Origin of the sequence: Streptomyces sp. WAC04114 (assembly GCF_019733245.1) — a bacterium.
GTDB lineage: Bacteria > Actinomycetota > Actinomycetes > Streptomycetales > Streptomycetaceae > Streptomyces > Streptomyces massasporeus_A.
The window spans coordinates 13,180-35,740 of sequence record NZ_JAIGQA010000006.1 but is presented as its reverse complement, the minus strand read 5'-3'; the positions used below and the strand labels follow the sequence as shown (position 1 = coordinate 35,740).

Genomic DNA, 22,561 nt, shown 5'->3' with positions numbered 1-22,561 from the left:
GCTGTGGCGTGGATCACAAGGACGGGATTGAGTCGGACACCTGGGTCAGGCCCGTACCCTCCCGTGACGCGTGAGACCCGGACTGCAAGGATGAGGCGCCATGACCGTTGGGTGGTGTTCTCGCACGCTCAGGGCCGCTGTGTTCGCGGCCGTCTGCGTGCTGCTCGCCGCCCTGGGGCACGTCATGATGTCCGGGACCGCGGTGCCCTGGTGGGCCATGATCGCGGCGTCGTCGGCGACCGGCGGCACTGCCTGGTGGCTGGCCGGCCGGGAGCGCGGGCCCGTCCTGGTCAGCTCCGTCGTGGTCGCCACCCAGGCCGTACTCCACTCGTCGTTCTCGCTCGCCCAGGCAGTGGTCCACTCGCAGTCGTCCGGCGGCGGGTCGCTCGTCCAGCAGTGGCTGGGCTACCTGCTGTGCGCTTCGCCGTCGGGTCCGGGCGCCGAGCACGGCGCCACGCCGATGTCCATGAGCTCGATGGGCTCCATGGACCACGCGATGGGCGCCATGCACTCCATGGGGTCGATGGACCACACGGGGTCGATGCACCACTTGGGCACCGCGCACTCCCTGGACCACGGCATGGGTGGCATGTCCTCGACCGGCATGCTCGCCACCCACCTTCTGGCCGCGGTGCTGTGCGGCCTGTGGCTCGCCCACGGCGAGCGCGCCGCGTTCCGCATCCTGCGTGCCTTCGCCGGATGGCTCGTCGCTCCGCTGCGTCTGATCCTCCGGCTGCCCGCGCCGCCGCACCGGCCACGTGTGCGCTCCCTCAGGGGCCGTTCGCATCGCAAGCCGCGGCGCCTTCTCCTCGCCCACGCGATCACTTCCCGGGGTCCACCCATGGGGATCGCTGTCGCCTGACGACAGCCGGCTTCCCGAGGCCGCACAGGGGGACGACGATCCGTCGGCTCCCCGCCTCGGGCATCGGTCGCGCGCACCTGCACGCCCGGCCGCTCCCCTTTCACCGGTTCCGCCGTCCCGCTCGCTGCTCTGCGCGCGTCGACCCGGACACCGCTCCCTGGATTCCCGAGAAGGAGGACACCAGGTGCTCACTCCTGCCCTGTCCGCACCGCGCGAAGAAGTGAAAGAGGCGTCGAGAGACGCGTCCATCACGGCCTGGGCACTGGCCGCCCGCAGCGGCGACCCCGACGCCGTCGACCTCTTCGTCCGCGCCCTGCACCGAGACGTCCGACGCTATGTGACCTTCCTCGGCGCCGACCCTCAGAGCGCCGACGACCTGACCCAGGACACCTTCCTACGGGCGCTGGGCAGCCTGCACCGGTTCGAAGGCCGGTCCTCGGCCCGTACCTGGCTGCTGTCCATAGCCCGCCGCGCGGTGATCGACAGCATCCGCTACAGCTCCTCCCGCCCCCGCCTGTCGGACACCGACGACTGGCAGTCGGCCGCCGAACGCGCCCAGCCGCGCGACCTGCCCGGCTTCGACGACGGCGTCGCCCTGGCCGAGCTGCTGGACGCGCTGCCGGACGACCGCCGTGAGGCTTTCGTCCTCACCCAGCTCGTCGGGCTTCCGTACGCGGAGGCGGCCAGTGTCAGCGACTGCCCGGTCGGCACGGTGCGCTCCCGGGTCGCCCGGGCCCGCACCTCGCTGATCGAGTGGCTGGACGAGGCCGAACACCGCACGCCGGTGGCCGCCGCGGCCTGACCTGCCACGTACGTACACAGCCGCCCGGTTCGCCCTCCGGGCGGCCGCAACCCGAACCGGCCCACCCCCGGCCGACGCCACAACCGCCAGAAACAGAGAGTCAGGAGCATCCCATGGCCGAGAAGACCTACACCGTGTCCGGCATGAACTGCGGCCACTGCGCCGCGAGCATCACCGAAGAGGTGAGGGACGTACCCGGTGTCACCAAGGTCGACGTCGACGTCCCGGCAGGGCGGGTGACGGTACACGCAGAGGCGGTCGACGACGACGCCGTACGGGCTGCGATCACCGAGGCGGGCTACGAGGTGACCGCCGCCGCGCAAGGCGCCGCGGTCTGAGCCGCACGACGCCCGGCCCGTCGTTTCGCGATCGACGCGTACCTTCGGCCAGGCAGGGGAGCGCCGTCCGCGCGCCCCTGCCTGGGCAGAGGACCCGCCCCACGCTCGAGAACAGCCCCCACACCAACGGATTCGAGGGAGTTCCCCGTGCATCACCCGACCCTGGCACGCACCCTGCACCGTCTCGGCGCCCTCACGGCAGCCGCATTCGTGGTCACTGTCGCCACCGCGGGACCGGCCGCGGCCCATGCCGAGGTCGAGGCCGAGGGCGCCCGGGCCCTCGGCCGGAACGTCGTCCTGACGTTCTCCGCGGCGTCCGAGTCCGGCTCCGCGGGCATCACCAAGCTGGAAGTGGTCCTGCCCAAGGGCATCACACCCGGCGACATCACCTACAAGGAGGGCCCGGACGGCTGGAAACTCGCCCCCACCGGCCGGGGCTACACCGTCTCGGGGCCGAAGCTCGCCGTGGGGGAGGACGCCGAATACGTCGTCACCGTACGGCAGTTGCCCGATGCCGAGTCCCTCGTCTTCAAGACCCTGCAGACCTACAGCGACGGCAAGGTCGACCGCTGGATCGAACTTGACGACGAGGAGAGCGGGGACGGCCACGGACACGGCCATCCCGCACCGCGCCTCGAGCTGAAGCCCGCCGAAGCCGGCGCCAAGGCGATCAGCCCCACACCCGCCGAGGAACCCACCGCCACCGCCGGCGAGCCCACTGCCCAGCCGGCCACAGCCACACCGGGCTCCTCGGCGAAGGCCGCGGCCGACGACGGCGAGGACGACGACGGCATGCCCCTCGCCGTGCCTGTCGGTATCGGTGCGGCCGTACTGGCCCTTGGCAGCGGAGCCTGGTGGCTCAAGCGCCGCCGCACCGGGGCCGCCTGAGAGGGAGCTGCGGAGTCGGGAACCCCCGATTCGGCAGCCGTCGGCAGGTAAGCACTACGGTCGCCGAAAGCAGTCGCGTTCCGGTCTCAGACCGTGCCCTGCTGGTCGGCTCGGAGGACAGCACCGAGGAGACCGGACGAGCAGGCCGCCGACAGCGACAGAGCACCGGTCCACAGGCCGGCCGGCCTGGGCGAGGTCGGGCACCCGGGCGCGGGCCGTGGGGACGACCGGCATCCGGCCGAGGTTGAGCAGGATGACGTACCTCGCGGCGCGTAGCCCGGCAGTCATGGAGCGGCGCAGGTCGAGCCGGTCACCCGCCTCGGGTGCCTCCCTTGCCCTGCAAACGCACGGGGGAAGGGGCACCGGGAGCTGGGTGAACACCTTGAGCACCGAGGACAGGGCGAACAGCCAGGACCGATCCTCAGGACACACCCGATGAGGACGACGGGGCGCACGCCGTACCGGTCGACGAGCCGGCCGCCGACCACGACCAGGCCCTGCTGGAGGAGGGTGCGCAGCTCCTTCCTCCCGGTTCAGGAGCGACGTCTTGACGAGAATCGGGTTCCCGTCACAGGGACGGTGCCTGGGTGCTCCGACCTCGGTGAGTGGATCAAGGGCGGTAGATCATTTCGAGCAGGCCGGCGGCGATGAGCATCCACGCGCCGATGCCCATGAGCCACCACCACTCGGCGAGAGCGCCTGCCGTGACGAGGACACCGGACCCGATCATGAGCACGATGATCCTGGTCCCCATACTCCAGTGCCGAAGTGCCTTCATGTCCCATCAGTCCCGTCACTGGGTTTGAGTGGTCTTGTGGTCACCGGATCCTCGCGGTGCCGGACGTGCAGCGGTTCTGGCGCGGTCTGCGTGCATGGGGGAGTGCCGCCGGGGTCTCCTGCCCGGCGCACCGCCGCGTCGGGCGAGGCACGGCATGTCAACCGGCGTGCACGCGCGGGCGGCGTGTGGGGTCGGGTTCCGCCTCGCGCAGTACCTCGCGGGTGACCGGGGCGACCTCGCCCTGGCCGAAGAGGAAGAAGCGCAGGAAGTTGGCGAAGGGGTTGCCCTCGGTCCATTCGAAGTAGATGTGCGGGATGCGGCCGGTCGTGTCGCGGACGTGCAGGAGCAGTGCGGCGAGCGCGTTGGGGATGGAGGACGACTCCAGGGTCAGGACACGGTAGCGGCCGTGCATGACCGCGCCGCGCACGACCAGACCGGCCTCGAACTCCGACGGGTCGGTGACGGTGACCTCGACGAAGACGAAGTCCTCCTGCTCGGGCAGGTCGTTGTCGTTGCGGATCTGCTCGATCTTGTCGCGGTACTCGGCCTTGTCGCGGGCGTCGGGCTCGTTGGCGATGAACCGGATCTTGCGGCTGGCGATGTCCCGGACGAATCGTTCCGCCATGTCGTCGAGGCGCACGTCGGTCACGCGCAGTTCGAAGGCGCGCATCAGCCGCGAGAGGAGGGAGATGAGGATGATGCCCGCGATGAAGCAGGCGCCGATCTTCACGCCGTCGGGACGCTCGATGACGTTGACGACGGTCGTGTAGAGGAAGACCACCGAGATGACGCCGAAGCCGACGGTCCAGTTCCGCTGGCCCGCCTTGCGCGCGGCGATGGTCACCGCGATCGCGGCTGAGGTGATCAGCACGAGGACGCCGGTGGCGTAGGCGCCGCCCTGGGCGTCGACGTCGGCGTTGAAGATCCAGGTGACCAGGAAGCCCACCAGGGTGAAGACGATGACCATGGGCCGCACCGCGCGGGCCCAGTGCGGGGCCATGCCGTAGCGCGGCAGGTAGCGCGGCATCAGGTTGAGCAGGCCGGCCATCGCGGAGGCGCCGGCGAACCACAGGATGCAGATCGTCGAGATGTCGTAGACCGTCCCGAAGGCGTTGCCCAGGTAGTCGTGCGCCAGGTACGCCAGAGCACGGCCGTTGGCCTTGCCGCCCTCCTCGAACTCCTTTTCCGGGATGAGCAGGGTGGTGATGAAGCTGGTCGTGATCAGGAAGACGCTCATGATCAGCGCGGCCGTGGTGAGCAGCTTCTTCGTGTCCCGGATACGGCCCTTGGGCTGCTGCTCGGTGTCGCCGGGGTCGCCCTTGACGTGCGGCATCACGGCGACACCGGTCTCGAAGCCGGACATGCCGAGCGCCAGCTTGGGGAAGACGATCAGCGCCATCCCGATCATCACGAAGAAGTTGCCGTGCTCGGCGGTCAGCGCGTTCGACCAGTCGGTGACGACATGCCCCTCGGTGACGACGTGGTAGAGGCCGACGACGACCACCACCGCGTTGAGCGCGAGGTAACTGGCCACCAGTGCGACGGCCACGCCGATCGCCTCCAGGAACCCCTTGAGGAACACCGCCCCGAGCAGCGCGATGAGGATCATCGTGATCAGCACCTGCTGGTCGTGCAGGGCCTCTTCGAGGTGCGGGTTCTCGACGAGGTGGGTCGAGGCGTCCGCGGCGGACAGGGTGATGGTGATCAGGAAGTCGGTGGCGGCGAAGCCCAGCAGTGTCAGGACGAACAGCTTGCCCTTCCAGAAGGACAGCAGCCGCTCGAGCATCGCGATCGAGCCCTCGCCGTGCGGGCTCTCCTCCGCCACCCTCCGGTAGACCGGCAGGGCGCCCGCCAGGGTGACGATCACCAGCACCATGGTCGCGATCGGCGACAGCAGGCCGGCGGCGAGGGCCGCGATGCCCGGCTGGTAACCGAGGGTGGAGAAGTAGTCGACGCCGGTCAGGCACATCACGCGGTACCAGGGCTGGCCCTTGTGCTGCAGCTGGGATTCCGGGCGGGGCCCCACCCGCCCCTGGTCCTTGCCCATGTCGGCCAGGCCCTCCAGCATCCAGGCACGCAGCCGGTGCGGTGGGTGCTCGGTGCTGGCCATCGGCGTGCTCCTGTGTGCTGCTCGGTGTGCGGTCCGGCCATCACGCGGACGGCCGGACCAGCGTAAGCAGAGAGTGACGCCTGGCCCCACGCTTGCCCTGAGCGAACCCGTCAGGATCCCGTTAAGAGTGGCTGCTGAACGGCCTCGCAGCTACGCGGAGGCCGGTCCGTGCGGTTCGCTTCAGGCACTGAGCCGATCGTGTGCCACGGGGCTCCCCGCCGCGAAGTGGACATACTCCCGTACCAGGCGGAATCCAGCGGTCCAGGCCAGGAGGCGGCTGGCCCGGTTGTGAACCGAGCAGTTCCAGCTGGGGGTGTGGCCGCGGGAGGCGATGTCCTCGCACAGGGCGCTCACGCAGGCCAGAGCCAGGTGGTGGCGTCTGCGGTCGGCGACGGTATGGACGGCTACGTCCTCGTGCCCCGTGCCGCGGAAGTAGGTGCAGGCCACCGCCAGGAGTCGTCCTGTGCGGCCCACCGCGGCCCAGGCGTGTCCGGACGTGGCGAGACCGCGCGGACCGCCCCAGCTTGCCCAGAGCCAGGAAGCGTCGGAGTGGAGGGCGCGCACGGCGTCGGTGTCTGCCGGGTCCAGGCGCCGTACGGTCACCGCGCGGGAGACGGTGGCGGGCTGTGGAGCGGCCTGAAGCGTCCAGATCATGCGTTCCCAGGGTGTGAGGCGGTCGAAGGCGGCGCCCAGAGCGGGCAGGAACCGCGCCGGCGCTTCGACACGGTTGCCGGCCAGCGGCGCGAACACAGACGGGGTGAGCCCTTCCGGATTTCCCCGCAGGACGACATGGCCTGCGCAGGAGACGGCGACCGTGCGCGGCCGCACGGGTCGGTCGGCCCACCACCGGCCGATGCCCGTGGCCAGCACGTGCTCACCGATCGTGGCGGGGCCGGGGGAGCCGGTGGGGAACCAGCGGACGAGCGCGCGGGGGTCCGGCGTCGAGATCTCGATCATCAGTGCCTTGTGTGAGGAGAGTGGGGACACGGACCGGGCGGGGACCGGGGCTCCGGTCGCCCGCCCGCGGGCATGGCTTGACTTCAGCGCTGACCGGCCTTGCGGCCGTGGTTGGCCTTCTTCTTGCGGCGGTCCTTCTTCTTGCGGCTTCGTTTTGACATGCGGGTGAACTCCTGTGCGGGAGAGAGTGGGTTCAAGCGGCGCGGCCGACGAGCAGGTCCGCCAGCTTGTTCAGGCGCCGGACCGTACGGTCCTCCCTCGCTGCCGGGGCCGGGTCGACTCGCTCGTCGCGCTCGTAGTAGGCGCCATTGACGATCTCGACGGCCGGGTCGCACAGGCGCACCACGTGGGCCGCGCCCTCGGCAGGGGACACGCCCGATGGGGCGTACAGCGGAAGCAGGGCGGTGTCGCAGACGCCCGGGTGCACGGAGACCGCCGTGACGCGCGGGTCGGCGGCGAACACCGTGAGGGCCAGCTGCGACTGCGCGTACGCGGCGAGTCGGGAGTAGCGGCGGGCGCGGTTGGGGTCGGCCCACTGGATGGAGGCCGTGCGGTGCAGGGAGGACGAGACGTTCACGACCCGTCCGCCGGGGTCACTGGTGAGTGCCGGCTCCAACAGGCAGGTGAGCAGGTAGTGGGCCAGGAAGTTGACCTGGAAGGCGATCTCGTTGCCGTCGGCGGTGACGGTGTGCCGCTCGGGCGCGGCCATGCCCGCGTTGTTGACGAGAGCGGTCAGGTGCGGGTGCTCGACGGTGATCCTGTGGGCCAGGGCCTCGACCTCTTCGAGACGAGCGAAGTCGGCCGCGTACGTGCACAGTCGGTTCGCGTCGACGCCCGCCGTGGCGACGAGAGCGTCCGCGGCCGCGCGCGAGTCTTCGGCGGTGCGGCCGTGCAGCAGCACGGTGGCACCGCGCTCGGCGAGCTGCCGAGCGGTTTCGTAGCCGATGCCGGCGGTGGCGCCGGTGACCAGGACGGTGCGGCCGGACAAGGACGACAGGGCTGAGTCGGACATGATCCAATCCAGGGGTTCGGCACGCCTGCGCAGCCCCGGGTCAGGGGTGGTGTGCGTGCGAAGGGGAAGGAGGACCGAGGGGCACCGGAGTCGGTCACGGCACCCTCGGGTGACGGAAGGCGGCGTCGGCTGACGCGCGTCGAGGAGGCGCGGGCGCTTCCCGTCAGCGCGGCTCGCGGCGCGACGGCCGAGCAGGACTCGGCGGTCGGTCGAAGAGGAGCCAGGCGCTGTTCACGAGGACCATCGAAGCCGTGTCGCACGGGCGGGGCAAGCCGGATTCCCGTTCTCTGACGGGACTCTGACGCACGCATACGGGTCCCTGACGCGCACGCCAGGCAGAGGGACGCGGCTCAGCCAAGGCCGGGCACCCCGGAGACCAGCAGATCGATCAGTTTGATGCCCAGGAAAGGCAGGACGAGACCGCCGAGCCCGTACAGCAACAGGTTGCGGCGCAGCAGGTCGTGAGCGGAGGACGGGGTGTAACGCACTCCGCGCAGGGCCAGCGGGATCAGAGCGAGGATGATCAGCGCGTTGAAGATGATCGCGGAGGTGATCGCCGAGGTCGGACTGTGCAGGCCCATGACGTTCAGGGACTGAAGGCCCGGGTGGGCCCCCGCGAACATCGCCGGGATGATGGCGAAGTACTTCGCGACGTCGTTGGTGATGGAGAAGGTGGTCAAGGCGCCGCGGGTGATGAGGAGTTGTTTGCCGATCTCGACGATCTCGACGAGCTTGGTCGGGTTGGAGTCGAGATCGACCATGTTGCCGGCCTCCTTGGCGGCCGACGTGCCCGTGTTCATCGCCACGCCGACGTCCGCCTGTGCGAGCGCGGGAGCGTCGTTGGTGCCGTCGCCGGTCATCGCGACCAGCTGGCCGTCCTCCTGTTCCCGCCGGATCAGCGCCAGCTTGTCCTCGGGCGTCGCCTCGGCCAAGTAGTCGTCCACGCCCGCCTCTTCGGCGATGGCGCGGGCGGTGAGCGGGTTGTCGCCGGTGATCATCACCGTGCGGATCCCCATACGGCGCAGTTCGGCGAAGCGTTCCCGGATACCGTCCTTGACGACGTCCTTGAGGTGGATCAGGCCGAGCACCCTGGGGCCGTCCCAGTCGTGCACGGCCACCAGGAGGGGCGTACCGCCGCCGGAGGCCACGGCGTCGGCGTACAGCCGTGCCTCGGGGGGCACGTGGCCGCCGTACATGGCCACCCACTCGACGACCTGCTGCGCGGCACCCTTACGGATGGCGCACACCGCACCGGCCTCCCACCGCAGGTCGACGCCGCTCATCCGGGTCTGTGCGCTGAACGGTACCCACCGGGCATGGGCCAACTCCCGCTCGGCGGGCGCCCGCAGCCCGTACCGCCGCTTGGCCAGGACCACCACGGAGCGGCCCTCGGGTGTCTCGTCGGCGAGGGAGGACAACTGGGCGGCCTCCGCGAGCAGACGGACATCGACGCCGGGCAGCGGAACCAAGGCGGCGGCCTCGCGGTTGCCGAGGGTGATGGTCCCGGTCTTGTCCAGCAGCAGGGTGTTCACGTCACCCGCCGCCTCGACCGCCCGGCCCGACATGGTCAGCACGTTGCGCTGCACCAGGCGGTCCATGCCGGCGATGCCGATCGCGGAGAGCAGGGCGCCGATCGTGGTGGGAATGAGCGTGACGAGGAGGGCGACCAGCACGGTCGTCGACTGGGCCGCGTCCGCGTATGCGGCCATCGGCTGGAGGGTGACCACGACCAGGACGAAGACGATGGTCAGGGACGACAGCAGGATGTTCAGGGCGATCTCGTTCGGGGTCTTCTGCCGCGAGGCGCCCTCGACCAGCGCGATCATGCGGTCCAGGAAGCTGTGCCCGGGCCGGGCACTGACCCGTACGACGATCCGGTCGGACAGCACCGTCGTCCCGCCCGTGACCCCGCTGCGGTCGCCGCCGGCCTCGCGGATCACGGGCGCGGACTCCCCGGTGATCGCCGACTCGTCCACCGCGGCGACACCGTCGATGACGTCACCGTCCGCCGGGACCATCTCGCCCGCCTCGACGAGCACGACGTCCAGCGGTTTCAGGTCGGTGGCGGCGACGGCTTCGGAGCGGGCGGTGTCGGCATGCGTCCCCCAGCGCCAGTCCAGCAGGCGCAGCGCCACCGTGTCCGTGCGGGCCCGGCGCAGCGACTCGGCCTGCGCTTTGCCGCGGCCCTCGGCGACGGCCTCCGCGAGGTTGGCGAAGACGACCGTCAGCCAGAGCCACACGCTGATGACCCAGGTGAAAACCGTCGGGTTCAGCAGCGCCGACAGCGTGGTGAGGACCGCGCCGGCGGAGACGACGAACAGCACCGGGTTCTTGACCAGTGCGCGCGGGTGGAGCTTGCGCAGTGCCTCGGGGAAGGAGCGCACGAGCTGGGCCGGTTCGAACAGACCGCTCGGCGCGCGGCGTCTCCCTCTTCGCTCCGGTCCGAGCCGCGCTCCGTGCTCCGGGTGTGACGGTGGGGCCTGGTCGGGGGCAGCGGGAAGCATGGACACCCTCGTGGTGTGGTGTGGTGTGGGTGGTGTGGTCGTGGGCGCAGCGGCTGCGGTGCGATGGTGCCGTGGCCCGCACCGCACCTGTCGGCGGCGCACGCGCTTATGGCTCGGGCGTAAACCACCGATCCGGGCGGTTCCGGTGGGCAGCCGAGTGGCAATCTAGTCTTGATCGCCTCCGCGATCGTCGGGTCGAGCGGAACATTTGCGGTGCCCATACGGGCGAGGGGCTCGGCCGTCAAAGTGTCGTCAACGGCAGCCGAACATCCGTCAGGAGGCCGTCAACGGGGCTGAGATCGATCGGCGAGCCGGCGCACAATGCAGGACGGGGACGGGTGACCGTCCCTGACGGGACGCCGCCGGCTCATGTTTCTCACGCCCTGCCGGGCGGGGTCCCCGTACCGGGGCAGTGCACCGTCATGGAAGCGCGGTGGCCGCCCCGCCCGGGGCAGCCCGGACCGAGGCGGTTCACGACGGCCGGGCCCGGTGCCGGGCTGCTCCCTGGCTGCGCGCGGAGTGCGAGCCGTACTGCTCCGGCCTCCGCGCGGCTGTGCGGAGGGATGGTCAGAGCCACTTGTTGCGGCGCAGAGCCCGGTAGATGAGCGTGCAGACGATGACGATGACGGTCAGGACGGCGGGGTAGCCGTAGCGCCAGGTCAGTTCGGGCATGTGGTCGAAGTTCATGCCGTAGACGCCGGCGATCATGGTGGGGACGGCGATGAGGGCGGCCATGGCGCTGATGCGGCGCATGTCGAAGTTCTGCTGGACGCTGAGCTGGGCGATGCTCGCGTTCAGCATGTCGGTGACCAGTTCATCGAACCCGTTGATCGTCTCGGCGGCGCGCTGGTGATGGTCGGAGACGTCACGCAGGTATGCGGTGACCTTGGCGGGGATGTCCGCGACGGTGCCGGAGGCGAGGCGCTGCAGCGGCCCGGAGAGCGGGGCGACCGCCCGCCGGAACTCCAGGAGCTCGCGTTTGAGCTGGTAGATGCGGGCGGCATCGACGGGCCGGTCCGGGGAGAACACCTCCGCTTCGAGGTCCTCGACGTCGCTCTGAAACGCGTCGGCGACCTCCAGGTAGCGGTCGACGACCAGGTCGGCGACCGCGTGCACGATCGCGGCGGGCCCGTGGCCCAGATGGTCGGGGTCGGCCTCCAGGCGGCGGCGTACTCCGTCCAGGGGCGGCGCGCTGCCGTGGCGGACGCTGATGGCGAAGCCGGGCCCCGCGAAGAGCATGATCTCGCCGGTGTCGACGATCTCGCTGGTGGCGGTGACCTGCTCGTGGTCGACGTAGACGATCGTCTTCAGCACCAGAAAGAGGGTGTCGCCGTAGCGCTCCAGCTTCGGCCGCTGGTGGGCGTGGACGGCGTCCTCGACGGCGAGGGGGTGCAGGCCGAAGGCGGCGGCTACTTGCTGGATCTGCTCCGCGGTCGGCTCGTACAGACCGATCCACGCGAACCGGCCCGCCTTCGGGTCTATCCGGTCCAGGATCCTGTTGAGCCCGACGTGGCCCGGGACCCGCTCGCCGTCCTCGTACAGGGCGCAGTCCACCACCGCTGTCGGCAGATCCCCACCGTCTTCGTTCCGCGGTGCCATCGGACGGTCCTTTCCTCTTGCTGCCTTGCGACTCGCCTGCCCCCGACTCGTGCCCCGGAGGGGCGCTACTCGGTCAGGGGGATGTGCAAGACGGGCCGGGCGCGAGGCGGCGATGACAGCGTACGCAGAGCCGACTCCGTGGGGACACGCTTCTGGGACCTCGACGCCGTCGGCTGGCCGTACGGCGAGATCGAGCTGCGCACCTATGGCAACGGCCACTACCTCGGCCGGCTCATGCTCACCTCCGGGTCCGGTCCGGCCGCTCCGGGCCCGGCCCGTGGCAGTGACGCTCGCGACCAGACGGGGTCGGCGCTGGGCACGGGAGGTCCCGTCGGACAGGGCTGACGCTCACTCCAGACCGGAGATCCTGAAAACAGCGCGGGCTGTTTCGCGGTCTACGCGCTCCGAGAGGCGTCGCAAGGCGGTGGCGCCGCAGAGCAGCAAGCCGTCGGCGGCGGCCTTGCGGGCCCCCCGCTCCAGGCAGAACCACAGGTGCGGGTGGCGCACCAGGACCTCGGGGTCGATCTCGGCACGGTTTCCCAGGCGATCGCGCAGCAGGAGCCGTTGAGAGACCCCGTCAAGGCAGCGGACCGACACCAGCAGATCCGTCCGGACCCGGTGCCTGCGGACCAGGCCGCGCGTGGTCAGCCAGTGGTTGCCCGCGGACACGCGCTGGGGGTAGAGCACGGCGTAGAGCAGTCCGGCGAGGGCGCACCACAGCACGGCCCGCCATGGGGTGATCAGGCCGGAGCCCCAGTCGAGCAGGAGGAGGAAGGCGAGCAGTGCGGCTGCGCAGAGGACCGCGCTGCGCAGCTCTTGTGCGCGCTCGAGGTCGTTCGTCGCCTCACTGGTTCCGTCGGGGTCCTCCGGCCGTGCGTCGAGCCGTCCCCGGTGTGCATCGTCACGGCGTCCCATGGGCTGGACGCTAGTGAGCCCGGGCTGCCGAACGGCGCACCTTGACGCGGCTCTGACGGATGCCGAACGGCATCTTGCTCCGATGCCGCCTCTCACCGCCCGAGTGGTCACGCGGCCGGGTCGAGGCGCTCGGCTGTAGCCAGGGTCACTTCTGTCAACATCTCGTCAGTTTTGACCTGTCGAGGCCGCCGGTGACGTCTCGACGCTGCTGCTGGACAAGACCGGCACCATCACCCTGGGCAACCGGCAGGCCGCCGAGTTCGTGCCCGTGCGCGGCACGACCGAGGCGCAGGTGGCCGACGCGGCGCAGCTCTCGTCGCTGGCCGACGAGACACCCGAAGGCCGCTCCATCGTGGTTCTCGCCAAGGAGAAGTACGGGTTGCGCGAGCGCCACCAGGGCGAGCTGGTGGGTGCCGAGTGGATCGCCTTCACCGCCCAGACCCGGATGTCGGGCGTGGACCTTCGCACTGGTCGTGGGCCACCGTGGACACGGTGCCCTGGCGCGCCGCCTCTTCACCGATTCCATCGGACTCGGTGTGGCAGGACGCGCGTCGTGCCCCATCGTGGTCGTAGGCCACTCCGTCCCGGAGCGCCCGTCAGCAGGCCGTCAGGTCGTCCTCGGCGTCGGGGAGGGAACCGACGCCGACGCCGCTCCGGTCACCTTCGCCCTCCAGGAGGCACAGGCACGAGGTTGCGACCTGGTCGTGGTGCATGCCCGGAGCCGGCAGGAAACACGGCAGGATCCACCCGGCCTCGGCAGCTCGCAGGCAGCCGAAGCCCTCCTGGGTGCGGCAGTGCCGGACCGGACGGCCATCGAACGGGGCGTCGTCGTACACAGACGAGTCGTCGACGGACCCACGCGGGATGCCCTGCTCCGAGCCACGGACCACGCCGATCTCCTGGTCCTCGGAGTCCGGCACAGGCACGGCATGGGACGCCGCGAACTCGGACCCACCCACCACGCCGCACTACGCCACTCGCCCTGCCCCGTGGCCCTCGTAGGCGGCGACTGGTCTTCCCCCTGAGGGTCGGTGTCGTGATGGGGCGAGCCCGTGACGCTCGTTTGACGCTCCGAGTGTCCGCGGGCCCTCATTTGAGACCGAGTACCACCTCTGACCTGCTGTTTCCTCATCTGCGCCCAGGATGACGTGTTTCCGATGACGCACCACGTGGAGTGTGTGGCGATCCTCGAACCTGCGGGCAAGGGGTCCTGACCTGCGCTTTTGTTGTCCGGGTGGGTTGTTCGACCTGCTTCCCACCGTGCAGCGGTTCGAGCGGACGGATCGATCTTTGGAAGCTCTCCGACCTGCGGTTTCGTGAGCGAGGCGCCTGCATGGGTGACGCCTTCGGAGGGCCGTTCGGAGATTCTTGACGCTCGGATGACGCTCTAAGCGGAAGCCTCTGCTGCGCCGCCGCAGGCGGAGCGAGTGACCCTCCCGGCCTCACGCTTCTGGGAGGCCGGGAACGTGGCCCGACCGCACCACTCTGATACCGGCCTGGTATCATCCTTGTATGGCGATGACACTTCGACTCCCCGACGACCTTGACGCGAAGCTCACCGAGCGGGCTCGTCGGGAGGGCCGCAGCAAGCAGGAACTTGCCATTGAGGCCATCCGTGACGCCCAGAACCGGGCCGAGCTGAAGGTCGATGACGTCCTGGCCGAGCTTATGGACAGCGATGCGGAGATCCTGGACTACCTGAAGTGACGGACGTGCGCTACATCCAGATCGACGAGATCCTGGCCATCGCCCGCACGGTCAACGGTACCGAGCACAGCGTGCGTGACATGGGCCTTCTGGTGTCGGCGATTGAGCGACCCAGGACGAACGTGTTCGGAGCCGAGTTGTATCCCACGCTGCACGAGAAGGCTGCGGCACTGCTGCACTCCGTCGCCCGCAATCACGCGCTGATCGACGGCAACAAGCGCACCGCCTGGCTCGCCATGCGTGTCTTCCTGCGGTTCAACGGCGTCAGTGCCGGTACGGTCCCGCCGCCCGTCTCCGTGGCCGGCCCGTTCGTGGAGGACGTCGCGCAGGACAACATCGATGTACCGGCCATCGCCAAGCGCCTCGCGACCTGGTTCCCCGTTTCCTGACGTTCGACGAGGCAAGGGCGCCTCAGGTGGGGTGTGTGGCGATTCTGGAGCTTACTGCAAAGGTGATCTGACCTGCAGTTTTCATGAGTTGCCCGGGCGTAGCCGGGCGTGCTCGACACCTGCGGTTCCAATCCCGGACTGCTGCGGCAGGTGGCGGCGCTGGTGCACCTCTCCGGCCGGGCCGTGTTCGTGGCGTTAACGCTCCGGTTCTACGGAATTCGTGAACGCGGTAGGCGGATTCGATCGTCGTAGGCCAACGCAAAGTGAAGGCCACCTCCACCGAGACCCGCGGCAACCCGGGCTGCAGACACAGCCGGGGATGTTGGTGACACTCGCGGGATGCATCGTGGTCATGGTCGCCACCCAGAGGACCAGGGCCACCCGATGACCGGCCCTGCACGCTTGGTGCGGCATGCCTGGTCCTTGACCGCCTGGTGGTTGCTGCTGGCCCTGGCCCTGTGGCTCTTTGGCCAGGCCGTCGGCCAGACCTCTTCCCTCACGGCATGCGCCGCTTCATCAGCGTTCCTGATCGGCATCGGGGAGATCGGCGACTGGCTGCGTCGGCGCCTGGCGGCTCACCGTGTGCAGACAGCGCCCGCGACCAAACGGTCCCGCTCAAAGCACGTCCAGGGGTGATCTGGTGCACGATCACGCAGGACCGGATCGGCGGGACGCTCAGCGGCGTCCGCGCGGTGCGCCAGCGGTGCGATGTGCCGGTTCGGTGTCAAGCACTCCACCTGCGTTGACCTTCGGTTGTGGCGACTCCTGCTTCGTGCGACATCTTTCCGATGACGCACCACGTGGAGTGTGTTGCCCTCCTTGAAGCGGCGGCCATGGGCGCCTGACCTCGGGTCTTGTGCGTGCGCCTGCGCGCGGGTTCGCGGTGCGTCCCGCCCTCATGTGTGCCGAATCCCCTCCAGAGGGTCTTTCTGGAGGGGACAGTGGCAGGCCGCCTAAGGCTTGGGCGCAGGTGGTTGTTCCCCCGAGCCCCGGACGATCAGCCGCGTCGGAACGGTGATGGTGCGTGCCCGGGTGCGGTCGCCGTCGAGTCGGGCCAGGGCGGTGGCCGCGGCGTTGCGGCCGATTTCCTCGGGGTCCTGGGCGACGACCGTCAGGGCCGGCTCCAGGGCTTCGGCGAGTGACACGTCGTCGAAGGCCACGACTGCGACGTCCTTGCGTTTGCTGCGGGCGAGTTCGGCGACGATGCCGAGCGCCATGATGTTGTTCCCGGCGAACAGAGCCGTGGGGGGATCGGGCAGTTCGAGGAGTTGAGCCGTCACCACCTCCGCGCCCTGCTGGTCGTGTGCGCTCACGACGAGTGAGCGGTCGTGGGCGATGTCGGCTTCGCGCAGGGCCTCGCGGTATCCGGCCAGGCGTTCGCGGCGGGTGTAGAGCTTGGTGGGCAGGTCACCGACGAAGCCGATACGGCGGTGGCCGTGGGCGATGAGGTGCGCGACACCCTCCTGGGCCCCCGCACGGTTGGAGCTGACGATGCTGTCCGTGGACAGGCCGGCCCCCGGCCGGTCGAGGAAGACGATGGGCAGCCCCGCGGTACGGTGCGACTTGAGGTCGGAGTGGTCGGCGCCGACGGACGGCACGACGATCATAATGCTGACGCGCCGGGCGAGGAACTGTGCCGTCAGGGAGCGTTCCCGCTCGGGGTCGTCGGCGGACGACCCCATGAGCAGCGTCAGGCCACGGTCCCGGACCGTGTCCTCGATACCGTGGGCCACGGCTCCGAAGAAGGGGTTGGCCAGGTCGGGGACGACCAGCCCTATGGTCGTGTCCGGACCGCCGACGCGGATGTTGCGGGCCATGAGGTTCGGCTGGAAGCCCAACTTGGCCACCGCGGCGAGCACCTGCTCCCTGGTCTCGGCCGAGGCGGGGCCGTCCTCGTTGAGGACGCGGGAGACGGTCTTGGCACTGACGCCCACTTCTCGGGCGACGTCTGCCAGGGTCGGGCGGCGGTTCGCTGCCATGGAGGAAACAGTCTCCTGTGCTCGTCGGTCCCGGCCGCGGCCTCGGCCGGAACCTGTGAGTGCTTCACTTGGCCTGGACTCCCGCGGCCTTCGCGGCCTCGGAATCCGCTACGACAGTATCTCCAGCCGCGTCGACGTTGAGCGCTCCGGTCATGATGGCCACGACCTCCGCCATGGAGTAGTCGGACGGCTTGATCACGGCAGCGCGCCGGCCCAGCCGGTGGACGTGGATCCGGTCGGCGATCTCGAAGACGTGCGGCATGTTGTGGCTGATCAGGACGACCGGCATGCCCTTGTCCCGGACCCGGCGGATCAGGTCGAGGACCTGACCGGACTCCTTGACGCCGAGGGCCGCCGTGGGTTCGTCCATGACGACGACGCTGCGGGCCCAGGCGACGGCGCGGGCGACCGCGACGGCCTGCCGCTGTCCGCCGGAGAGCGTCTCCACCGACTGGGTCAGCGAGCGCAGGCCGATCTTCAGGTCGGCCATGTGATCGGCAGCCTCCTGACGCATGCGCTTCTTGTCGAGCATGCGGAAGGCACTGCCGAGGAGGCCCGGGCGGCGCAGCTCGCGGCCGAGGAACATGTTCGAGGCGATGTCCATGGAGGCGGCCACGGCGAGGTCCTGATAGACCGTCTCGATGCCGTGGGCGCGTGCGCTCTGCGGGCCGGAGAACTGGATCGGCTTGCCGTGGAGGCGTATCTCGCCCTCGTCCGGCACCACCGCGCCGGTCAGGGCCTTGATGAGGCTGGTCTTGCCGGCTCCGTTGTCGCCGATGACGGCCAGGACCTCGCCGGGCAGCAGGTCGAAGTCGGCGCCGTCGATGGCGGTGACGTGGCCGTAGCGCTTGACCAGACCGCGAGCCTGCAGAACGGGGGTCTCAGTGGTGGTGGTCATCGGACCTTCCTCCGGGAGATCTGGTCGACGGTCACCGCGAGGATGACCAGGACACCGGTGATCAGCGTCTGGTAGATCGAGGCGACGCCCATCAGCTGGAGCCCGTTGCGGAAGACGCCGACGATGAGGACGCCGATGAACGTGCCCAGGACCGACCCGCGTCCGCCGAAGAGGCTGGTGCCGCCGAGGACCACGGCGGTGATGCTGTCGAGGTTGTCGGTCTGCCCGGCCTGCGGGTCGCCGACTCCGGTGCGGGAGATGAGCAGCAGGGCGGCGATGCCGTAGAGGAGACCGGCCACGGTGTAGACCCCGATGGTCAGCCGGGAGGTGCGGATGCCGTTCAGTCGCGCCGCTTCCGGGCTGTTGCCCAGCGCGTAGACGTGCCTGCCCCAGCCGGTGCTGCTCAGCGCGTAGGCGAGGAGGAGGAACAGGGCGATGGTGACCAGCGAGCCGTAGGTGATGTCGGTCCTGCCGAGCGGGAAGGTCTGCCCGAGGGCCGTCAGCGGGCCGGGCAGGTTGGTGACCGTCTGCTCCTCGGAGTAGATGTGGGTCAGCGCGAACGCCACGTTGAGCATGCCCAGGGTGACGATGAACGGCGGCAGCGGGATCTTCTGCACCAGTGCCCCGTTGAGCATGCCGAAGCCGGCGCAGACGGTCAGGCCCAGCGCGATCGCGGCGAGCGGTGGCAGGGAGCCTTCGGCGGCCATCTTGGCGATCATGATGCTGCCGAACGCCATCACCGCCCCGCAGGACAGGTCGATGCCCGCGGTCAGGATGATCAGGGTCTGGCCGATGGCCAGCGTGCCGACGACCATGACCTGCTGCACGATCAGCGAGAAGTTCCCGCCGGTGAGGAACTGGTCGGTCGAGACGGAGAAGAAGGCGCAGGCCAGCAGGAGCGCGACCAGCGGGCCCGTGGTCGGTTGCGTGAGCAGTCTGCGGACCGTGGTCGGCGCTTTGAGCTCCGCGTACGGCGTGGACGTGGAGGGTGGCGTAGACGTGGCAGTCATGCGAGGTCCTTGTCGGAAGACAGAAGTCCTTGTCCGGCCTTGCCGGGCGGCAGGAGGACGAGGGGGCGGCCGTCCCAGGTCGGGGAGGAGGGGCCGGCCGCCCCGCTGAGGGGCGTCGAACACCGGCGGCTACGAGGGCGGCTGGGGGCGGGGGCTCAGCCCCAGCAGTTCTCCAGGCCGTAGGCGGTGTCCTTCGACGTGACCCCGTCCTGCGCCTTGTCGGTGATCAGGGTGACGCCGGTGTCGGTGTAACCCGATGCCTTCTTGCCGTCCTTGGCGTAGGTCACCACGGCCTTGACGCCCTCGGCGGCCATCTTCAGCGGGTACTGCTGCGAGGTCGCGGCGATCTTGCCCTCCTTGACGGCCCGGGTGCCGGTGCAGCCGCCGTCGACGGAGACGATCAGGACGTCCTTCTCCCGGCCCTTGGCCTTGAGCGCGGTGTACGCACCCAGTGCTGCCGGTTCGTTGATCGTGTAGACGACGTTGATGCCGGGTTCCTTCTGGAGGCAGTTCTCCATCGCCGTCTGGCCCTTGGACTGGTCGCCGCCGGTGTCCTGGGCACAGGCGACGTCCTTGTCGGTGACGCCGAAGCCCTTGAGGAATCCGTTGTGCCGCTGAACGCCGACGGACACACCCGGCGCGAGGTCCAGGGCGGCTATCTTCGCGGTCTTGCCCTTCATCGCGGCCTTGGCGTACTCGCCGATCAGCTCGCCGGCCTTGAGGTTGTCGGTGGCGAAGAGGGCGTCGACCGCGCTCTGCGGCTCGGTCGGGGTGTCCAGGGCGATGACCAGAACACCCTTGGCCTTGGCCTTCTCGATCGCCGGCACGATCGCCTTGGAGTCGCTCGGGGTGATCAGGATGCCCTTCACGCCGGAGGCGACCATGTTCTCGATGGCGGTGACCTGCCCGGCGTTGTCTCCGTCGAACTTGCCGGCCGCGGTCATGAGCTTGACGCCCTCGGCCTTCGCCGTCTTCTCGGCGCCCTCCTTCATCTTGACGAAGAACGGGTTGGTGTCGGTCTTGGTGATGAGGCCGACCTTGACCTCGCCCGAGCCGGTGCTCGCGCTGCCCGATCCCGATCCGGATCCACAGGCGGTCAGGGCGAGCGCTGCGGCACCCGTGCACGCGGCGGCTCTGAGCAGAGAGGAGGGCAGACGAGAGGTGCGTGACATGAACGACTCCTGCGGGATGTCGGGCGGGTGGTCGGCAGCGAGGCCTGCCGTCCCGCGGTGTCAACGTTGACTGATGTCATCGTTGACACTGCTTGGCGAGGATGATGGACTCCGTTCCCCGGCAACGTCAATGCCTTTCACCCGTCACAAATCGGCAACGCCCCTCGGCGGTCGCCCGCCCGAAGTCGTACGTCGGCGTGCCTGGTTCATGCCCGTTTCCGCTCCGCGCGTTCCAAGAGAAGAGCAGCCATGAGCCCACCCCGGATCACCATCCTGGGAGCATGCGTCGCGGACGCGTTCACCGAACCCGCGAGCGCCGGAGACGAACTCGCCCTGCGTGTGCTGCCCGGCGGCGGACCCGCCAACACGGCAGTGGCCCTGGCCTGGCTCGGCACCCCGGCCCGCTTCCTCGCGCGGTTGTCGGGTGATGTGTTCGGGCGTCTGTTCCGCGCCCGCCTGGAGACCTCGGGAGCGGACCTGTCGAGTGCCGTCCCGGCCGCGGAACCCAGCACGCCGGCCGTGGCGGAACTGGACGCCCAGGGGCAGGCGGCGTTCTCCTTCCACGCGCAGAACACGGCCGACTGGCAGTGGACGGCCGAGGAGCTGGCCCGGGTGGATCTGTCCGGGACCGCCTGCGTGCACACCGGATCCCTGGCCCTGGTTCAGGAACCCGGAGCGGTGGTGGTGGAGGAGTTCCTGGCGGCCGCGGCACCTCACGCGACCATCAGCATCGACCCCAACGTCCGGCCGCTGCTGGTGCACCCCGACGTCTACCGTGCCCGGCTGGCGCACTGGTGCGGCCTTGCCGGCGTGCTGCGGCTGAGCGAGGACGACCTGGAACTCCTGCTGCCGGGCACACCGCCCGAGGAGGCGTGCGACATCTGGCACGCCGCCGGGGTGCGCCTCGTGGTGATCACACGAGGCGCCGACGGCGCCCTGGCCTCACTCGCCGGCGACCGGATGCAGGTGCCCGCCGTGCCGACGAGCGTCGCCGACACGGTCGGGGCGGGGGACTCCTTCACGGCCGGGCTGCTGCACCAGCTCGGCGTCCACGGCCTCCTCGGCGGCAGGCTGACGGATCTGAGTCTCGGCGACGTCGAGGCGGCCTGCCTGTTCGCCGTGCAGGTCGCCGCCCTGACCTGCTCGGTGGCCGGACCCAACCCGCCCTGGCAGGACCGGTTGGCGCCGCTCATGACGGACGCCTCCGCCGGCCGGCACCTCGACGCCACCCACTGAATCCCCCGGACAAGAACAGACAAGGGTAAGGACGAAAAATCGTGACGAAAACCCTGCTCGCCGAATTCACCGCCCGAGAGGGAGCGGAGGGCGAGGTCACCCGCCTGATCCGGGAGTACGCCCTGAAGGTGCGCGAAGAGGAAGGCAACCTGGCCTTCGACGTCTACGTCAAAGAAGCCGCCCCCCGTGCCTACTGGATCTTCGAGGTCTACCGCGACGAGGACGCCTTCCAGGCCCACCTGAACGCCCCGTACGGCGCCCCGTTCAACGCCGCCCTCATCCCGCTGATCGAGGAGGACGCCTCCGTACTCACGTTCCTCGAGCCGATCGACCGCACATGAATCCACTCGGCCGCACGTGGTCACCGCTGCCCCGGCGTCAGCTGTTGCGCGGGGCGACCAGGCCGGACTCGTAGGCGAGGACCACGAGTTGGGCCCGGTCGCGGGCGTGGAGTTTGGTCATGGCCCGGTTGATGTGGGTCTTCGCGGTCATCGGGCTGATCACCATGCGGTCGGCGATCTGATCGTTCGACAGGCCCTGAGCCGCCAGGGCGACCGCTTCGCGCTCCCGGCCGGTCAACTCCGCGAGCGCGGCGCCGGTGGCTGCGGGGAGGGGCTGGGCGACGTACCGGTGGATCAGCTTGCGGGTGATGGACGGGGCGAGCAGGGCGTCGCCGCGGGCGGCGACCCGTACGGCGTGCAGGAGGTCCTCCGGCACGATGTCCTTGACCAGGAACCCGGCGGCGCCGGCGCGCAATGCCTCGAAGACGTACTCGTCCATGCCGTAGTTGGTCAGCATGACGACGTGCACGCCGGTCAGGGCGGGGTCGGAGGCGATGCGCCGGGTCGCCTCGATGCCGTCCATGACCGGCATCTGGATGTCGATGAGTGCGACATCGGGCAGACACTCCTCCGCGAGGGCCACGGCCTGCCTGCCGTCGGCGGCTTCGGCCACGACCTCGATGTCGTCCTCGAGGTCGAGCAGCGCCCGGAAGCCGCTGCGGATGATCATCGGCTGGCTGGCGCTCGCCCGTGTCACCGGCCGTATCGGCACCGGCAACGCGCGCGTCGGAGCCGTGTCGGCATTGGCGGTGGGCCTGGTCGGCACGGCCCTCGCGGTGCTGCATCTGGCCACCTCCAGCGGCGGCCCTGGCACCGGCAACGGGATGGTGGGGGCCGTTGTGGCCATCCCCTTGGGGTTGATCGCCGTGGCAATGGGGTGGCGGGCCCTCGCCCGCTCGCGTGCAGCGGAGGGGGACGCCGAACCGGTTCTCGGCTCACGGAGGTGACCTGTTCCGGACGGGCCGCCGGAGCGCGCTGTCAGTGCTCCTCCTTGCGGGGAGCTCGCAGACACGCCCGCAGGTCTCGGAGATGACCCATCACGTGGAGTGCGTGGCGATCCTGGA

The 22,561-nt window shown here is 69.9% G+C and carries 23 protein-coding genes and 1 pseudogene; 12 read left to right on the top strand and 12 right to left on the bottom strand.

What is annotated here, in order from left to right; translation table 11 throughout:
• Positions 1–100: 100 nt before the first annotated feature.
• The 4 genes from K4G64_RS03500 (at position 101) to K4G64_RS03485 (ending at position 2,890) form a co-directional block, all read left to right on the top strand.
• Positions 101–862, top strand: a complete 762-nt coding sequence (locus tag K4G64_RS03500; protein ID WP_221754524.1) for a hypothetical protein — start codon at positions 101–103, stop codon at positions 860–862.
• A 184-nt stretch (positions 863–1,046) separates the two neighbouring features.
• On the top strand, positions 1,047–1,664 hold the full coding sequence (locus K4G64_RS03495) for a sigma-70 family RNA polymerase sigma factor (RefSeq protein ID WP_221754523.1): 618 nt from the start codon (positions 1,047–1,049) through the stop codon (positions 1,662–1,664).
• A 113-nt stretch (positions 1,665–1,777) separates the two neighbouring features.
• Positions 1,778–2,002, top strand: coding sequence for a heavy-metal-associated domain-containing protein (locus tag K4G64_RS03490; protein ID WP_185013625.1), 225 nt, complete (start codon positions 1,778–1,780; stop codon positions 2,000–2,002).
• A gap of 147 nt (positions 2,003–2,149) precedes the next feature.
• On the top strand, positions 2,150–2,890 hold the full coding sequence (locus tag K4G64_RS03485; RefSeq protein WP_221754522.1) for a DUF1775 domain-containing protein: 741 nt from the start codon (positions 2,150–2,152) through the stop codon (positions 2,888–2,890).
• 935 nt (positions 2,891–3,825) lie between these two features.
• Here K4G64_RS03485 and K4G64_RS03480 read toward each other — a convergent pair.
• The 6 genes from K4G64_RS03480 to K4G64_RS03460 all read right to left on the bottom strand — a co-directional run bounded on the left by K4G64_RS03480 (position 3,826) and on the right by K4G64_RS03460 (position 11,850).
• Complete coding sequence (locus K4G64_RS03480; RefSeq protein ID WP_221754521.1) at positions 3,826–5,778, bottom strand: amino acid transporter; 1,953 nt, start codon at positions 5,776–5,778, stop codon at positions 3,826–3,828.
• A 180-nt stretch (positions 5,779–5,958) separates the two neighbouring features.
• Positions 5,959–6,735: a GNAT family N-acetyltransferase gene (locus K4G64_RS03475; RefSeq protein WP_221754520.1), complete on the bottom strand. Its 777-nt coding sequence runs from the start codon at positions 6,733–6,735 to the stop codon at positions 5,959–5,961.
• Between the two features lie 83 nt (positions 6,736–6,818).
• A complete protein-coding gene (locus K4G64_RS41285) occupies positions 6,819–6,896 on the bottom strand; it encodes a 50S ribosomal protein bL37 (protein ID WP_374206355.1) in 78 nt (25 codons plus the stop codon).
• A 32-nt stretch (positions 6,897–6,928) separates the two neighbouring features.
• Positions 6,929–7,747: an SDR family NAD(P)-dependent oxidoreductase gene (locus tag K4G64_RS03470; protein ID WP_221754519.1), complete on the bottom strand. Its 819-nt coding sequence runs from the start codon at positions 7,745–7,747 to the stop codon at positions 6,929–6,931.
• A 350-nt stretch (positions 7,748–8,097) separates the two neighbouring features.
• Positions 8,098–10,251, bottom strand: a complete 2,154-nt coding sequence (gene kdpB, locus K4G64_RS03465; protein ID WP_221754518.1) for a potassium-transporting ATPase subunit KdpB — start codon at positions 10,249–10,251, stop codon at positions 8,098–8,100.
• Positions 10,252–10,818: 567 nt separating this feature from the next.
• Positions 10,819–11,850, bottom strand: coding sequence for a magnesium and cobalt transport protein CorA (locus K4G64_RS03460; RefSeq protein WP_221754517.1), 1,032 nt, complete (start codon positions 11,848–11,850; stop codon positions 10,819–10,821).
• 138 nt (positions 11,851–11,988) lie between these two features.
• Here K4G64_RS03460 and K4G64_RS03455 point away from each other — a divergent pair, with 138 nt between their 5' ends.
• Positions 11,989–12,195, top strand: a complete 207-nt coding sequence (locus K4G64_RS03455; RefSeq protein ID WP_221754516.1) for a hypothetical protein — start codon at positions 11,989–11,991, stop codon at positions 12,193–12,195.
• A 3-nt stretch (positions 12,196–12,198) separates the two neighbouring features.
• Here the strand turns inward: K4G64_RS03455 and K4G64_RS03450 are convergent, their stop codons facing one another.
• Entirely contained in the window at positions 12,199–12,765 is a 567-nt protein-coding gene (locus K4G64_RS03450) for a hypothetical protein (RefSeq protein WP_260459948.1), read from the bottom strand.
• Between the two features lie 178 nt (positions 12,766–12,943).
• Here K4G64_RS03450 and K4G64_RS39800 point away from each other — a divergent pair.
• From K4G64_RS39800 to K4G64_RS03430, 4 genes and pseudogenes are all read left to right on the top strand, one after another.
• A pseudogene (locus tag K4G64_RS39800) lies at positions 12,944–13,228 on the top strand (potassium-transporting ATPase subunit B); the annotation flags it as partial.
• Complete coding sequence (locus K4G64_RS41280; RefSeq protein WP_374206352.1) at positions 13,176–13,790, top strand: universal stress protein; 615 nt, start codon at positions 13,176–13,178, stop codon at positions 13,788–13,790. The pseudogene K4G64_RS39800 and the gene K4G64_RS41280, both read left to right, overlap by 53 nt.
• A gap of 487 nt (positions 13,791–14,277) precedes the next feature.
• The gene (locus K4G64_RS03435) at positions 14,278–14,472 is read left to right on the top strand and encodes a ribbon-helix-helix protein, CopG family (RefSeq protein WP_037672007.1); all 195 of its coding nucleotides are present in this window, start codon (positions 14,278–14,280) and stop codon (positions 14,470–14,472) included.
• Positions 14,469–14,861 (top strand): type II toxin-antitoxin system death-on-curing family toxin, encoded by a 393-nt coding sequence (locus K4G64_RS03430; protein ID WP_221754513.1) that lies wholly within the window; start codon positions 14,469–14,471, stop codon positions 14,859–14,861. The genes K4G64_RS03435 and K4G64_RS03430 overlap by 4 nt, the downstream gene beginning before the upstream one ends.
• Before the next feature lie 953 nt (positions 14,862–15,814).
• On the opposite strand, the gene K4G64_RS03425 is transcribed toward K4G64_RS03430, so the two are convergent.
• The 4 genes from K4G64_RS03425 to K4G64_RS03410 all read right to left on the bottom strand — a co-directional run bounded on the left by K4G64_RS03425 (position 15,815) and on the right by K4G64_RS03410 (position 19,920).
• Complete coding sequence (locus tag K4G64_RS03425; protein WP_221754512.1) at positions 15,815–16,840, bottom strand: LacI family DNA-binding transcriptional regulator; 1,026 nt, start codon at positions 16,838–16,840, stop codon at positions 15,815–15,817.
• 64 nt (positions 16,841–16,904) lie between these two features.
• Positions 16,905–17,738, bottom strand: coding sequence for an ATP-binding cassette domain-containing protein (locus K4G64_RS03420; RefSeq protein ID WP_221754511.1), 834 nt, complete (start codon positions 17,736–17,738; stop codon positions 16,905–16,907).
• Positions 17,735–18,748, bottom strand: a complete 1,014-nt coding sequence (locus K4G64_RS03415; protein WP_221754510.1) for an ABC transporter permease — start codon at positions 18,746–18,748, stop codon at positions 17,735–17,737. Before K4G64_RS03415 ends, K4G64_RS03420 begins: the two co-directional genes overlap by 4 nt.
• A gap of 155 nt (positions 18,749–18,903) precedes the next feature.
• Positions 18,904–19,920, bottom strand: a complete 1,017-nt coding sequence (locus K4G64_RS03410; RefSeq protein ID WP_221754509.1) for a sugar ABC transporter substrate-binding protein — start codon at positions 19,918–19,920, stop codon at positions 18,904–18,906.
• A 249-nt stretch (positions 19,921–20,169) separates the two neighbouring features.
• On the opposite strand from K4G64_RS03410, the gene K4G64_RS03405 reads away from it, so the two are divergent.
• Positions 20,170–21,156, top strand: a complete 987-nt coding sequence (locus tag K4G64_RS03405; RefSeq protein ID WP_221754508.1) for a carbohydrate kinase — start codon at positions 20,170–20,172, stop codon at positions 21,154–21,156.
• Positions 21,157–21,197: 41 nt separating this feature from the next.
• The gene (locus K4G64_RS03400) at positions 21,198–21,497 is read left to right on the top strand and encodes a putative quinol monooxygenase (RefSeq protein ID WP_221754507.1); all 300 of its coding nucleotides are present in this window, start codon (positions 21,198–21,200) and stop codon (positions 21,495–21,497) included.
• A 37-nt stretch (positions 21,498–21,534) separates the two neighbouring features.
• Here the strand turns inward: K4G64_RS03400 and K4G64_RS03395 are convergent, their stop codons facing one another.
• Positions 21,535–22,167 (bottom strand): response regulator transcription factor, encoded by a 633-nt coding sequence (locus K4G64_RS03395; RefSeq protein ID WP_221754506.1) that lies wholly within the window; start codon positions 22,165–22,167, stop codon positions 21,535–21,537.
• Here K4G64_RS03395 and K4G64_RS03390 point away from each other — a divergent pair.
• Positions 22,160–22,444, top strand: coding sequence for a DUF6223 family protein (locus K4G64_RS03390; protein ID WP_260459946.1), 285 nt, complete (start codon positions 22,160–22,162; stop codon positions 22,442–22,444). The two genes, K4G64_RS03395 and K4G64_RS03390, sit on opposite strands and share 8 nt — an antisense overlap.
• The last annotated feature ends 117 nt before the right edge of the window (positions 22,445–22,561 follow it).